This is a genomic window from Photorhabdus sp. CRCIA-P01, assembly GCF_003545805.1.
GTDB lineage: Bacteria > Pseudomonadota > Gammaproteobacteria > Enterobacterales > Enterobacteriaceae > Photorhabdus > Photorhabdus antumapuensis.
Window position 1 is genome coordinate 103,710 of sequence record NZ_NMQR01000005.1, and the last position, 13,615, is coordinate 117,324.

12 protein-coding genes are annotated in these 13,615 nt (G+C 42.5%); 9 read left to right on the forward strand and 3 right to left on the reverse strand.

Annotated elements, in window-relative coordinates; genetic code table 11:
- The first annotated feature begins 23 nt into the window (after nucleotides 1-23).
- The 5 genes from gltS (at nucleotide 24) to D3222_RS05260 (ending at nucleotide 5,940) form a co-directional block, all read left to right on the forward strand.
- Nucleotides 24-1,238, forward strand: coding sequence for a sodium/glutamate symporter (gene gltS / locus D3222_RS05240; protein ID WP_118985205.1), 1,215 nt, complete (start codon nucleotides 24-26; stop codon nucleotides 1,236-1,238).
- A 98-nt stretch (nucleotides 1,239-1,336) separates the two neighbouring features.
- Entirely contained in the window at nucleotides 1,337-2,104 is a 768-nt protein-coding gene (locus tag D3222_RS05245) for a Fic family protein (RefSeq protein WP_118985206.1), read from the forward strand.
- Nucleotides 2,105-2,248: 144 nt separating this feature from the next.
- Complete coding sequence (locus D3222_RS05250) at nucleotides 2,249-2,503, forward strand: type II toxin-antitoxin system RelB/DinJ family antitoxin (RefSeq protein WP_118985207.1); 255 nt, start codon at nucleotides 2,249-2,251, stop codon at nucleotides 2,501-2,503.
- Nucleotides 2,504-3,375: 872 nt separating this feature from the next.
- Entirely contained in the window at nucleotides 3,376-4,590 is a 1,215-nt protein-coding gene (locus tag D3222_RS05255) for a hypothetical protein (protein WP_118985208.1), read from the forward strand.
- Nucleotides 4,591-4,671: 81 nt separating this feature from the next.
- Entirely contained in the window at nucleotides 4,672-5,940 is a 1,269-nt protein-coding gene (locus tag D3222_RS05260; protein WP_118985209.1) for an RCC1 domain-containing protein, read from the forward strand.
- Nucleotides 5,941-6,650: 710 nt separating this feature from the next.
- On the opposite strand, the gene D3222_RS05265 is transcribed toward D3222_RS05260, so the two are convergent.
- The 3 genes from D3222_RS05265 to recG all read right to left on the reverse strand — a co-directional run bounded on the left by D3222_RS05265 (nucleotide 6,651) and on the right by recG (nucleotide 10,016).
- A complete protein-coding gene (locus D3222_RS05265) occupies nucleotides 6,651-6,911 on the reverse strand; it encodes a hypothetical protein (RefSeq protein WP_118985210.1) in 261 nt (86 codons plus the stop codon).
- Nucleotides 6,912-7,007: 96 nt separating this feature from the next.
- The gene (locus D3222_RS05270) at nucleotides 7,008-7,286 is read right to left on the reverse strand and encodes a hypothetical protein (RefSeq protein WP_118985211.1); all 279 of its coding nucleotides are present in this window, start codon (nucleotides 7,284-7,286) and stop codon (nucleotides 7,008-7,010) included.
- Between the two features lie 648 nt (nucleotides 7,287-7,934).
- Nucleotides 7,935-10,016 carry an ATP-dependent DNA helicase RecG gene (gene recG, locus D3222_RS05275; protein WP_118985212.1) on the reverse strand — a complete coding sequence of 694 codons (2,082 nt, stop codon included), beginning with the start codon at nucleotides 10,014-10,016 and terminating at the stop codon, nucleotides 7,935-7,937.
- Nucleotides 10,017-10,457: 441 nt separating this feature from the next.
- On the opposite strand from recG, the gene D3222_RS05280 reads away from it, so the two are divergent.
- The 4 genes from D3222_RS05280 (at nucleotide 10,458) to D3222_RS05295 (ending at nucleotide 13,568) form a co-directional block, all read left to right on the forward strand.
- Nucleotides 10,458-11,024, forward strand: a complete 567-nt coding sequence (locus tag D3222_RS05280) for a tyrosine-type DNA invertase (RefSeq protein WP_118985213.1) — start codon at nucleotides 10,458-10,460, stop codon at nucleotides 11,022-11,024.
- Between the two features lie 427 nt (nucleotides 11,025-11,451).
- Entirely contained in the window at nucleotides 11,452-12,069 is a 618-nt protein-coding gene (locus D3222_RS05285; RefSeq protein WP_118985214.1) for a fimbrial protein, read from the forward strand.
- 127 nt (nucleotides 12,070-12,196) lie between these two features.
- The gene (locus D3222_RS05290; protein WP_118985215.1) at nucleotides 12,197-12,937 is read left to right on the forward strand and encodes a fimbrial biogenesis chaperone; all 741 of its coding nucleotides are present in this window, start codon (nucleotides 12,197-12,199) and stop codon (nucleotides 12,935-12,937) included.
- Nucleotides 12,921-13,568: a fimbrial protein gene (locus D3222_RS05295; RefSeq protein WP_232832405.1), complete on the forward strand. Its 648-nt coding sequence runs from the start codon at nucleotides 12,921-12,923 to the stop codon at nucleotides 13,566-13,568. The genes D3222_RS05290 and D3222_RS05295 overlap by 17 nt, the downstream gene beginning before the upstream one ends.
- Nucleotides 13,569-13,615 lie beyond the last annotated feature (47 nt).

Genomic DNA, 13,615 nt, shown 5'->3' on the forward strand with positions numbered 1-13,615 from the left:
AACAATATAGCTGGGGTACATAGATGTATCATCTTGATGTTTATGGCACGCTTGTTGCGTCCGCATTAGTACTATTACTTGGGCGTAAACTTGTACAATCAGTTCCATTTCTTGAAAAATACACCATTCCTGAACCAGTCGCGGGTGGCTTGTTAGTTGCTTTGAGTCTTTTAGTACTTAAGCAAACGACTGGCTGGGAAATCAGTTTTGATTTATCTCTTAAAGACCCTTTGATGTTAACTTTTTTCGCCACTATCGGCCTGAATGCGAATATTGCCAGCCTGAAAGCGGGAGGTAAGGTACTTTTCACGTTTGTTTTCGCCGTTGTTGGCTTGTTGTTGGTTCAGAACACGGTGGGTATCGCTCTGGCTGAACTGTTAGGGCTGGACCCCTTAATGGGCTTACTGGCGGGTTCTGTTACGTTGTCTGGTGGTCATGGTACCGGTGCCGCTTGGGGTAAACTGTTTAGTGAGCGTTATGGTTTTGAAAATGCAACAGAAGTGGCAATGGCCTGTGCGACTTTTGGCTTAGTACTGGGTGGTTTGATTGGTGGTCCGGTTGCTCGTTTTCTGGTGAGAAATACCCAAACCCCAGGTTTGAGGTCAGATGATACGGAAGTGCCAACGGCATTTGAAAAACCTTATACCGGTCGGATGATCACCGCATTGGTCATGTTGGAAACGATCGCTTTGATCGCTATCTGTCTGATGGCAGGTAATTTTGTGTCTGAGCTTATGCAAGGGACATGGTTTGAATTACCGACATTTGTCTGTGTGTTATTTATCGGGGTTATCCTCAGTAACAGTCTGTCGGTGTTAGGTTTTTACCGGGTATTTGACCGGGCGGTGTCTGTACTGGGTAACGTGAGTCTTTCCCTGTTCCTGGCAATGGCCTTAATGAGCCTGAAATTGTGGCAGATGGCATCGCTGGCATTACCCATGCTGGTCATTCTCACCATCCAGGCCATCGTCATGGCGTTGTACGCAATTTTTGTTACCTATCGTGTGATGGGTAAAAACTACGATGCAGCGGTTTTGGCTGCGGGCCATTGTGGTTTTGGCTTGGGGGCGACACCCACTGCCATTGCAAACATGCAGGCGATTACCGATCGCTTCGGTCCCTCTCATGTGGCATTTCTGGTGGTGCCGATGGTAGGTGCGTTCTTTATCGATATCGTTAACGCGATTGTGATTAAACTTTATTTACTGTTGCCAGTATTCCCGGCAGTGCAGGGGTAAATTAGAGTACTGCACCAGCTATTTATTTGGTGCAGCATTGTCGTTGTGTTTCGCTTATAGTTCCGTACATTCAAAATCGTAAAATAGGGTTAGCAACGATGAAGCTTTTCAACGCTTTGGGGTTTCGTTGGGACCGGTCTGCGGTTCCTCTTATTGTTCCGATTCATTCTATTGAGCGGGTATGTTTCCGTTTTCACCGGATGCTAGCAGAATTCGTTTGGGATGCCAGCGTGCTTGAAGGCAATCCTTTTACTTTCCCAGAAGTGAAGACATTATTGGACGGTGTAACCGTCGGTGGTAGGAAGGTTTCCGACCAGGAACAAGTCCTGAATCTCGCAGAAAGTTCCAAGCAATTGTTATTTATGGTGAAAAAAGGTCAATTTGAGTTGACCAAAGCTACATTTACTGAACTTCATAGCATAGTTGCCCGCAACGAAGCCTTGGAATGGGGACAGTTCCGTGGAGAAGGGCAAGAAGAGAATTACACTCCAGATGTTAGTTTGGGTGAGTATGGTCGGCATACTCCGTTACCTACTGTACCCGGCGCGCCAGAATTGAACCGTGTTTTTCAAGAAGGTGTTGCCTTGCTGGATGAGTGTCAGCCTTTCGAAAAGGGGGCCGCATTCTTCCTTTTCGGTGCGCTACAGCAATTCTTCTTTGACGGTAATAAACGTACTTCCCGTTTCATGATGAACGGTATTTTGATGTCAAATGGCATAGATGCTATCAGCGTGCCTGCGGCGAAAATACATGAGTTCAATGAAAAGATGGTGCGCTTCTACCTGAGCAAAGATGCCACTGAAATGATGGCGTTTCTTGTGGATTGTCATCCGGATAAAGTGGCAAATCCCGGTTTTTTTAAATGATTATCGAATGGTCTCTGGTATGAGCTCATAGTGGGATTCCACTTTGTTTACCCTGCCATGTAATTCATTTACCAGCGATTCTATACTCCACTTATAGCAAAAAATTTTTATTGCATTACAAATGTCATTACAGGAGATAACGTTATGAGTACTATTCAGATCAGAGTTGATGAAGAACTTAAAAAAAGTGCGTATCAGACATTTGAGAAACTGAACTTATCGCCATCCGATGCGCTGCGTCTCTTTCTACGCTATGTTGTAGAGAATGAAAAGCTGCCGTTCGCTGAAGTTTCCGTTATGGTGGCAGATCATGATGAAGATGCAGACATCTTAGCAGTGGTACGTGACCGCCTTAAAAATCCCGCTAGACGTATCAGGGTAAACCTTGATGATATTTAATATCGACTTCGACGAACGAGCCCTGAAAGAGTGGTACAAACTGGATCAGAGCATCCAGCGTGATGATATTACAATAAAGTAAAGTAAAGTAAAGTAATTCAATGAGTTGTATGGTTTCTGGCTCTTCTTTACCTTTGCTTTACGATAAAAAAGTCATTTTGTTTTTATCGTCATCCGCTTACTTTCGCCTTTACCGATGAGGAGTGTCTCAACAACATAAATGAGCGTCAATTTACCCGCGCTATTCGGTTCCGCAATGATTATCAATTAGTCTCCGAGAAACCTCGTCATTCAGGATTAAAGAGTACGGTGAATATGATTAGTTAATCTATTAAGTATTATTTTGTTATTTCAGGCCATTAACCAATGGTTGAGAAAAATATAATAATTCAACCTATCGATTATTCATTTGGAATCTCATCACTCCCGCTTTCTACGAAATAGTTTCGAATGTAAATCCTAAAAAAATAACTCACTTTTTTATAAACGGAAAATATATTGCGCCATCCTTGGTGATTTTTATTCTTTGCTTTACAGTTAATACTTAGTATATTAAGTTACATATTCATGTATTAATAAGAGTAGCCATAAAGATGTACCTCCCCCCTAAATTCTGTGGTTCAAGCCTCATAATTTTAATTTTTACTCTTTATCGATAAAAATAATCTGAAATCAACTACCAAAAAATCAATTTAGCATTAACCTAAAGTTATCAGCCGATAACTTTTTTCTATTATCTTATTCATAAAAGAACAGCTAGTATTAATATTGCAGTAGAAATTCAGCTTAACCCGCAAGGGATAGGTTTTATGGCATAGATTCCCCTGTGGGTAAAAAGGTCAATCCGATATAACCATCATTAGGAGAATAATATGGATCAAAATAATGATTCTTCACCAAACATGGATACCGTAGGTAATCCTATCAAGCAATATTGGCAACCGGACAGGGGTAGTCATTCTGATGATAATACTTCTATCGCCTCTACCAAAGGGGCAACTGCCATGTTATTACCAAATGGCAGAGCGATAGCTTGGGGAAATGACCCTAGTAGCCAAATCCCAACCGATATTGCCCAATTACAAGATATCGTTAGCCTAAGTGCAACAGATGATGCTTTCGCGGCTTTGCGGAAAAACCGTAGCGTGGTCGCCTGGGGAAATGAAAACGAAGGTAATGGTGGTCAAATACCTGATGAAATTGCCCAATTGACGGATATTGTCAGCCTGAAGGCAACAAGCTCTGCTTTCGTGGCCCTGAGGACAAACGGTAGCATAGTTGCCTGGGGAGATGAATTTTATGGCGGTAAAATACCTGATGAAATTGCCCAATTGCAGGATATTACCAGCCTGAGTTCAACAATACACGCATTTACTGCCCTACGGGCAAATCGCAGCGTGGTCGCTTGGGGAATTAAAGATTGGGGTGGTCAGGTCCCGCCAGAAATAGCTAAATTGCAGGATATTGTCAGTATCAGTGCAATAGTTTCTGCTTTCGCAGCCCTACGATCGGACCGCAGTGTCGTCGCTTGGGGGTTCAAGAACTCAGGTACTCAAATCCCACCAGAAATTGCTCAATTACGGGATATTGTCAGTCTAAGTGCAACAAATTTTGCTTTTGCTGCCCTACGGGCAAATTACAGTGTGGTCGCTTGGGGTAACCCATCTTCGGGTAGCAGTATTCCGCCGGAAATTGCCCAATTACAAGATATTGTCAGTCTGTGTACAACATCGGGGGCTTTTGCAGCCCTACGGGCAAACCGCAGTGTGGTCGTTTGGGGAGGTAATGATATCACAACCCCACCAGAAGTTGCCGCATTGCAGGATATTGTCAGTATAAGTGCAACAGAAACCGCATTTGCAGCTCTACGGATGGACGGTAGCGTAGTCGCTTGGGGATATGGCGATTATTCAGACAATGATCACGGCAACCAAGGCAATCAAGTCCCACTCGGGATAGCTCGATTACAAGATATCGTTAGCCTAAGTGCATCAAGAAACTCATTCACAGTATTAAGAGCCGATGGTCAGAGAGTGGGCTGGGGCTCGGCTGATGATAATAAATTGCATAATGAATATGACAATTAATTAATCCATTGAGCGAAGGTTTTACGGTACAGACTCCCTGTGAGTAAGGTAAATCCGATATAACCTTATTAGGAGAATAATATGAACCAAAATAACGAGTTCTCACCAAGCAACCTATTCCAGCAATCTGGGATTGGAATACATAGTAACTCTGACAACAAGATCTCCATCACCTCTACTGTCACCGCAACCGCCATGTTATTGCAAAATGGCAGGGTGATCGGCTGGGGGGCAAGCCTTGTACCGCCAGAAATTGCCAAATTACGGGATATCGTCAGCCTGAGTTCAACAGAGCATGCATTCGCTGCCCTGAGGGCAGACTGTAGCGTGGTAGCTTGGATGGGAGATAATTGGCATGATAGGGACTATGGCGGCAAAGTCCCACCAGAAATTGCCACATTACGGGATATTGTCAGCCTGAGCGCAACATATTCTGCATTCGCAGCCCTGCGAGCGGACGGTAGCGTGGTCTCTTGGGGAGATAGGGGCCCTACTGGTAGTGGCTTCTCATCCTTACAGGATATTGTCAGTTTGAGCGCAACATATTATACATTCGCAGCCCTTCGGGCGAACGGTAGCGTGTTCTCTTGGGGAAACACTACAGTCCCGCCAGACATTGCTAAATTAAAGGATATTATCAGCCTGAGTTCAATAGATGGTACTTTCATCGCCCGGCGGGCAAACCTCCGCATAGTCACCTGGGAAAGTGGACCTTCTATACCCCCTGAAATTGCAAGATTGCAAGATATTGTCAGCTTGAGTAAAACAACTGGTGCTTTCGCAGCCCTTCGGGCAGACCGTAGCGTGGTAGCCTGGGGTAATCGGGACAATGGCGGCCAAGTCCCACCAGAAATTGCCACATTACGGGATATTGTCAGACTAGTTAAAATATCTAATGCTTTCGTGGTCTTGCGGGCAGATCGCAGCGTAATCTCCTGGGGGAATAGTTCTGGGGGGAATGTAATTCCACCAGAAATTGCCGCATTAAAAGATATCGTCAGCCTATATTCAACAGGAAGTACGATTATAGCCCTACGGGCAGATCGCAGCATAGTCTCCTGGGGTAATATCAGTGTCCCACCCGAGATTGCTAAATTAAAGGATATTGTTAGCTTGAGTGCAGCATCTTATCTCGGTTTCGCAGCTCTGCGAGCGAATGGTAGTGTAGTTTCTTGGGGACTCAGAGGTTTTAATTTGCAAGTCCCACCTGGAATAGCCCGACTACAAGATATAATCAGCCTAAGTGCATCAAGAAATGCATTCGCAGTCTTACGGGCTAATGGTCAAAGATTAGCTTGGGATTATTGGGATCAGGATATAAATACAGTACACTGTGAATATGATGATTAATCCATTGTCATTATGAATGACTAAAAAACACTAAAACCAAGGCTGAGCCATAATACCTCGGTTCAGCCTATCGTTTATTCAATTTTAAATATTAACTCTCACGTTCTTATTATTGACAAAACTAATTTTCAAATAAAAATTAAAAGACAATAACTTTATGAAATAATTTTGAGCGTAAATCCTAAAAAAACCAAAACAACTCATTTTTTTATAAACAGAATAGATATTACAGTAAACACCTTGGTGATTTTTATTCTTTGTTTTACATTTAATACTTGGTAGATTAAGTTACATGCTTATATATTAATAAAAATAGCAATAAAGATGTACATCCCCCTAAATTCTGTGGTTCAAACCTTATAATTTTAATTTTTACTCTTTATCGATAAAAATAATCTGAAATCAACTACCAAAAAATCAATTTAGCATTAACCTAAAGTTATCATCCGATAAATTTTTTCTATTATATTATTCATCAAATGTTGGGGCTAAACACCTATTTTGTAAACACTGGCAGCGGAAGCTGATAAAGCAACTGATTAATCATAAATAGGCTGGAAATATCTTTATCAGTGAAGCAGGAAAACAAGCATTACAGGCAAAAGTAGCAAACCGTTGAATACAAATAGTACAGGAATGGAGATTCCATTCCTGATGATGGTGATTTAATAGGGTCTAACACTCAATTAAATCAGATGACAAACTCTCATTTATTTATCTAAATGAGATATATTAGTGCCGCTATCTTGTACATGATCATCAAAAATAATAATAAAACTGTTCTGCGAAGCAGAATATGATTTTTCAATACCTCGCTGTATTACTGAAAATATAAAACCATGCGTATCGGATAGATCCCACACCTTTACATCTTCACAATCAAGATCTAAATATTCCTCTCTACCTTCCTCTCCACATTTATTAACCGAAACTTTAACCGGTTCAGTTGAGAGATTTTTAACATAAATCATAAATCCTCCACTATATCAATAATAAATATTTTCATTTAATTCAATGGTATGTGAACAAAAATTAAATTAAAAAAACTAGCGCGATAATAAACTTTTTTAGACAGATGGTATCGAATATAAAGAATCTATCCGGTTGCCGTTATTTACAACTGAGCTATCATAAATAATTATGTAGCCATTTGATCTTATTGAATATAACAATGTAGCACTATCTTTGCGTGCTAATGACATTAAAAAACCGCGCTGATCTGATCTATCCCATTGAGCCACCTCTCCTTTATTAATTTCAATATATTCGTCATTACCTTCTTCACTACTCCATTTACTAATTGCAACTTTAACCACAGTCTCTGAAAGACTTTTGACATAAATCATATTAAACTCTCCATTATATCAACGTAGATTTATTTAGCTCTAATTTAAAAACACCCTAATATGTACCATAATGAAATATAAGTATAGATAAAAAAACCAACAAAACTACTATTATTTGCGTGACCTCCATCAAGGTTTTATACTTCAAAAAGAAAATATTTAAAATTACATTCATTGAGTTAATAGAAACATTTACTATCTAAACTTAGCAATTCAATATTGCATTGTTGTAAATATAATAATTGTCATTAATATATATTAATGACAATTTCCTATCATAGATTGATATCTATTCCCGTTTTAACCTTCGAGCATAACGTTGCGCTAATACCGTACACACCATCAACTGAATTTGATAAAAAATGGCGGATTCGACTAATAAGTACAGTTTTTCAGAAGGGTGGTCAGTTGCTTATTATGTGAATCTACCAACCATTTATATTTTCTGGGGATGTTTTTTAACGCTGGTGCTAATTTAGGAATAATTGTAATTATATTTTGTATTCCTTTGGAAATAATACATTGCCAATTAAACGGAATAATTAAAAGAAAGCTCTGTAGCAGAGCATCTTAGTTATGGGATAAAACCAGATATCCGTATTTTTGGCGGCGTTGAGAAACGAAAAGTCCGTGCCGACATATTCTCAATCACGCATTACCATAATGTGTCCGTTCCGGTAACCAGCGTTCAATCAGGGCTCGAGCATGTTTTGGATAGTGTTGGTGAATATGCCGGGCAATACGTTGTACTTCCGGCAACATTCTCTGATCTCTCAACAAATCAGCAACCTTAAATTCTGCATTCCCTGTTTGGCGTGTTCCTAATAGCTCCCCGGGACCACGAATTTCCAGATCTTTTTGTGCGATAACAAAACCATCATTACTGTCTCTAAGTACTTGCAGACGTATTCTGGCGGTACTGCTTAAGGGAGTTTTGTAAAGTAAAACACAATGAGAAGCGATAGCCCCACGGCCAACTCGTCCACGTAATTGATGAAGTTGCGCCAATCCAAGTCGTTCTGGATTATCAATAACCATCAAACTGGCATTCGGCACATCCACACCAACTTCGATAACCGTCGTGGCAACCAGAAGCTGTAGCTCTCCACGTTTGAAAGCCTCCATCACTTCCAGCTTTTCTGCGGCTTTCATTCGGCCATGTACCAACCCAACTTTTAATTCCGGTAAAGCAAGAGTGAGCTCTTCACTGGTGACTTGCGCAGCCTGAGCTTCCAGCACATCAGAATCTTCAATCAGCGTACAGACCCAATAGGCTTGTCTGTTTTCATCAAGACAGGCATTTCTGATCCGTTTGATCACCTCTTCACGGCGTGTATCCGGGATAGCAACCGTTGTGACCGGCGTTCTCCCCGGTGGCAGCTCATCAATAATAGAAGTATCGAGATCGGCATAAGCAGTCATCGCTAAGGTTCGGGGGATAGGTGTTGCGGTCATAATCAATTGATGTGGATGAAAACCCTGCTCACGCCCTTTTTCCCACAAAGCCAGACGTTGATGCACACCAAACCGATGTTGCTCATCAATAATCACCAGTGCCAGACCGGAAAACTTCACCTGTTCCTGAAACATGGCATGCGTACCAACAATCATGGCGACCTGCCCGCTGGCAATGGCTTCTTGTTGTTTCTGACGTGCTTTCCCCTTTTGCTTACCCGCCAGCCAGCCGATCTGAATACCCAAAGGTTCCAGCCATTGCCGGAATGTATTTGCATGCTGCTCTGCCAGCAATTCAGTCGGTGCCATTAGGGCAACCTGTTTGCCATGCGCAATAACTCGCAACGCAGCCAGCGCGGCAACCAGTGTTTTTCCTGAACCCACATCTCCTTGAATCAATCGCATCATCGGAACATCTTTTACCAGATCTTGCTCAATTTCCGCTATAACCCGTTGTTGCGCGTTAGTTGGCGTAAATGGCAGACGGTTGAGGAATTGCTGTTTTAACTCGTTTTCAGCCGGTAGCGACTGAGCGTGATGGCGTTGTGCGCCCGCTCTGACGTCTAACATACTCAAATGGTGAGCGAGAAGTTCTTCCAGAATGAGACGGTGATGAGCCGGGTGTTTGCCTGTTTCCAGCTCTGCCAGTGCAATATCTGGCGGTGGGCGGTGTAGGGTATGCAATGCTTGTGGCAAACTGATGATAGAACGGCTTAACGCTTCCGGCAGGAGTTCATTAATAGCACAGGTATCAAGCAATGCCAGTGCCTGCTCAATCAGTTTACGCAGCGCCGCCTGACGAACACCTTCTGTTGTCGGGTAAATAGGGGTTAATGTCTCTTGGAGATGCACATTCCCGGCATAATTCTGAATCTTATACTCAGGATGGATAATTTCCGCGCCATAATTCCCTTTTCTGATTTCACCATAGGCAACAACCTGTTTCCCTTTTGCCAGATTGCTTTTCATTGCGGCGGTGAAGTTAAAAAAGCGCAGTGTGAGCACACCGGTACCATCACTGATTTGGCAGGTCATCATCCGGCGGCGGCCAAAAATAACATTGGTATGGAGGATTTCGCCGGTGACTGTGGCATGGATACCCGGTAAAAGATCATTAATCGTATAAAGGCGTGTTTGGTCTTCATAACGAAGAGGAAAGTGCAGCAGCAGATCCTGCAAATTAATCAGCCCCATTTTTGCCAGTTTAGCCGCTTGACTTGCCCCAACGCCATGCAGGGAAGTCAAAGGGATGGTATCAAGCAGTTGGCCTTTCATACGATTTTTTTCTCCATTGATTGTGTGGCAGTCCATCATGTTTTACCGGGCAGGATCGGGCATGGTTTATCACCCATAATAATACAGACGGGTTTAACGTAATCAACGTAATCTTCCCCCTAATAACGGGTTGAAAATTATACTGATACACCGCGCTAACCTCCTGTAACAGTCAAGATCACATACTCTTATATATCCACCAAATTCAACAGCGTGATCTCATAGTGATAAAAAAATAATCAAAAAAAGGTGTTTAAATTCTACCTCTCATCTGTATAACCCTCTGTAGCCCCAGTGAACAACATGCCATTTGGGCAAATTAATGGTGTGTATTTTATCCCCAGGTTTTGTCTGTTCTTGGTTTGTGTCTCGGAATTGAGGGCGGGTCTGTCAGGGGATAATAGCTGGGTTGTGCTATCAATATATTTGGGAGAAATAAGCATGGGCCAAAGAAAATATCTGACGCAGTCAGAAGTGGAAAGCCTGTTGGAAATGGCGAAAGTCGGCGCTAATCCAGAGCGGAACTACTGTTTGGTGTACATGAGTTTTATCCACGGCTTTCGCGTCAGCGAAGCCAGACATCTACGGTTATCTGATATGGAATTGAAAGAGCGATGCCTGTATATCCGGCGGCTAAAAGGAGGATTTTGCACTAACCATCCTCTGTTGCTCCGTGAGGTCCGGGCGATTAAGGCATGGCTCAAAGTGCGCAAAACTTTCTTGGGGGCAGAGAGTGATTGGTTGTTCTTGTCACGTTCTGGGAAGCCGCTTACGCGTCAGCGGATTTACCAGATTATTAGTCGATTAGGGCAATTGGCGAATATTGCTGTCGTTTCGCACCCGCATATGTTGCGCCATGCCTGTGGTTTTGCCCTTGCAGACCGGGGAGTGGATACCCGGCTGATACAAGATTACCTTGGACATAAAAACATTCGTCACACTGTACGTTATACAGCGAGTAATGCTGAACGTTTTCAAGGAGTTTGGGATGTGAAAGGTAAGCGTTGATCGTTACATTTAGGACCATTTTGACAATCAAGATAGACTTGCCATAGAACTATACTGAAAATTTTCTAATAAAAAAAGATACAAAATTGTATATCTTTGTAAAGCATTATGTATCTACCCCGACCGAACAAAAATAACTCAATTCGTCTACTTTTAACACATGCAAATCCCAATCTCTCAGGCCCCTTGCTTGAAATTGTTGATCTTATTTTTCGGACTCAACAATAAAATATCCTTAAATTTTGACGATTGTCGTTAAGTTGTTTCGATAATGCTGTGTTTTCATACAAAAATATCACAGTCTATCTTGATTGTCAAAATGGTCCTAAGTGACAAATTTATGTACAGCTAAATGTTGCTGTTTATCAGCAAATGGCATGTAAAGTTAAGTATGATTTTTGTACGATACTTAAATAAGGTTAATCAAATGAAAAAGATATTAAAGATAAGCGTCGTGGCGGCGTTGGTTTTAGGGGCAGCTTCGTCTGCTAATGCGAAAAATAATGCTCAAGTGACCATTACCGGTACTGTTTCGGATGTGTCATGTGACATTACCAGTGGCGTAAAAAATGGTGATGTGAGTTTGGGTAACCATAAGCCAGATGACTTCAAGCCTGGGGCTGTTACGAATAGCTTATTGAAGGGAAAGTTTGTTATTCCTGGATACTATGAAACTTTTTCTGTCGGTGTTGGTGGCTGTGATGGGACTGTTGCCGCAAAGAAATCACTTAAGCTACTGGTGACAGGGGCTACGATAGCATCAACAACTGACGTATTTAGTGATGGTCAGGGTAATACGCAGGGTTTCGTTCCAAATGCGGGTGTTGCATTAACCTATAAGGTTGGTAATTCCACTACTGCAACGGAAGAGCTTCTTAAGAAAGACAGCAGGATCGTATTGGCTTCATCAAGTGATAAAGATCCTAAAGTGGAAGATCTTAATAATAAGTCTGTAACCTTTAACGCTTATATGGCATCAGTGGATGAAAAACCATCTCCTCAGCAGATTCATGCTCCTCTTAACTTTTCCATAGCATATGAGTAATTGTTAATTCGATAACCAGCCTGAGGAGCCTCTCTTCAGGCTTCTTTAGATTGCAAGTTCTGGATGATTGAAACGGCGTTTTATAAACCGCTATTGGCTGAGTAACGAGGCGAAAAGAGAAAAAATAATGATCAGTAAACTCCGACTTCCCAACATCATAGTAAAAAGCCTCTTCTTGGGCATATTTTTGTTTGCGTCACAGAGCTGGGCTGAAGGCGGATTTGGCATCAACGCTACACGCATTATTTTTTTACAGGATAAAGCTGAAGCAATAGTCTCGGTGCGTAATACGACAACTAATATCCCTTACTTGGTGACGGCTAAAATCAGCTCCACCGTTGATGGCAAGGGTAAAACACCATTTTATGTCTCGCCTCCTTTATTCCGTCTGGACCCTCAAGGGACCAATACGTTGCGCATCCTGGGTGATACCCGCCAGTTGCAGACTGACCGGGAGAGCGTCTTTTATTTTAATGCTTCTGCCATTCCCGGTAGTAATGCTCCGGGCCAGCGCTTTGAAAGCGCTAAGATTTCGGGTGGGCTGGTCTATGCCATCGGCAATACCATCAAACTATTTTATCGGCCAACGGGATTGGTGGGTACACCAGAGCTGGCATACAAAGCGCTGCGCTTTACCCATGCTCCCGGGGGCGTTCAAGTCAGCAACAGTTCGCCTTATCACATCAGTTTTACGCAGATCAAAGTTGATGGGATTCCCGTGACGTTTTCCGCGAATCATCCACAAATGCTGGCACCTTTCAGTATCCACGTTTATCCCGCTCAGAATAGTCAGAATAAAAAGAAAGTGGAATGGGCGGTGATCAACGATCTCGGTGGAGGAGATAACTTCAATGGCACAATCCAATAAAACCGGTATCTCAATGGTCCTGTATGTACGCAGGTACCTGAGTTACATCGGTATGGCGGGGGTTTTGTGGCTTTTTTCTGGTCCTTTGTGGGCGGGAAAGTGTGGCAAAAACTGCGATATAGCCACATTCAAGGCAGAAATCACCCAAGGGACGTGTGATATCACTCTTATTGGAAGCAGCAATAATATCGAACTTGGCACTGTGCAATTTGGCGATGTAGTGTCAGGGCAAGTCAATAGAGAAGCTAAGCTGGAGCTAGGAAATTGCACGAGTGTGGTAAATAAAAACAGTCTTGTTCCCACGATAACGGTTACCGGAAATCATGACGGCACTTCTGATAAAACGTTGTTTCGTAACAGTAATAAAGAAGGAAGCCAAGTTTCAACGGCAATGGGCATCACTGTGCAATTGAAGAAGTTTGGTGATAAGGATTGGTCTTCGAAGGTAAGTGACGGTGATCCGTTTAAGTTAGCTAATCCAGGCACGATTATAAGCGATCTGTCTCCTCCGGTGGTTGTGCCGGTAAATTTTTCTCTGGTATGTGCGCCAGCCGTTGGGCAGACGATAGCAGACTGCAAAAAGGCAGGCAAAATCAGCGCAACGATGACATTTACGTTTGATTATCGTTGATGTTATCGGCGTTACAGGACGTTACGTCCGCGAAATAGCGGTGAGAA

Excerpts from the sequence above, each read along its gene's own strand:
- gltS (WP_118985205.1), top strand. The coding sequence starts at position 24 with ATGTATCATCTTGATGTTTATGGCACGCTTGTTGCGTCCGCATTAGTA.
- D3222_RS05245 (WP_118985206.1), top strand. The coding sequence starts at position 1,337 with ATGAAGCTTTTCAACGCTTTGGGGTTTCGTTGGGACCGGTCTGCGGTT.
- D3222_RS05250 (WP_118985207.1), top strand. The coding sequence starts at position 2,249 with ATGAGTACTATTCAGATCAGAGTTGATGAAGAACTTAAAAAAAGTGCG.
- D3222_RS05255 (WP_118985208.1), top strand. The coding sequence starts at position 3,376 with ATGGATCAAAATAATGATTCTTCACCAAACATGGATACCGTAGGTAAT.
- D3222_RS05260 (WP_118985209.1), top strand. The coding sequence starts at position 4,672 with ATGAACCAAAATAACGAGTTCTCACCAAGCAACCTATTCCAGCAATCT.
- D3222_RS05265 (WP_118985210.1), bottom strand. The coding sequence starts at position 6,911 with ATGATTTATGTTAAAAATCTCTCAACTGAACCGGTTAAAGTTTCGGTT.
- D3222_RS05270 (WP_118985211.1), bottom strand. The coding sequence starts at position 7,286 with ATGATTTATGTCAAAAGTCTTTCAGAGACTGTGGTTAAAGTTGCAATT.
- recG (WP_118985212.1), bottom strand. The coding sequence starts at position 10,016 with ATGAAAGGCCAACTGCTTGATACCATCCCTTTGACTTCCCTGCATGGC.
- D3222_RS05280 (WP_118985213.1), top strand. The coding sequence starts at position 10,458 with ATGGGCCAAAGAAAATATCTGACGCAGTCAGAAGTGGAAAGCCTGTTG.
- D3222_RS05285 (WP_118985214.1), top strand. The coding sequence starts at position 11,452 with ATGAAAAAGATATTAAAGATAAGCGTCGTGGCGGCGTTGGTTTTAGGG.
- D3222_RS05290 (WP_118985215.1), top strand. The coding sequence starts at position 12,197 with ATGATCAGTAAACTCCGACTTCCCAACATCATAGTAAAAAGCCTCTTC.
- D3222_RS05295 (WP_232832405.1), top strand. The coding sequence starts at position 12,921 with ATGGCACAATCCAATAAAACCGGTATCTCAATGGTCCTGTATGTACGC.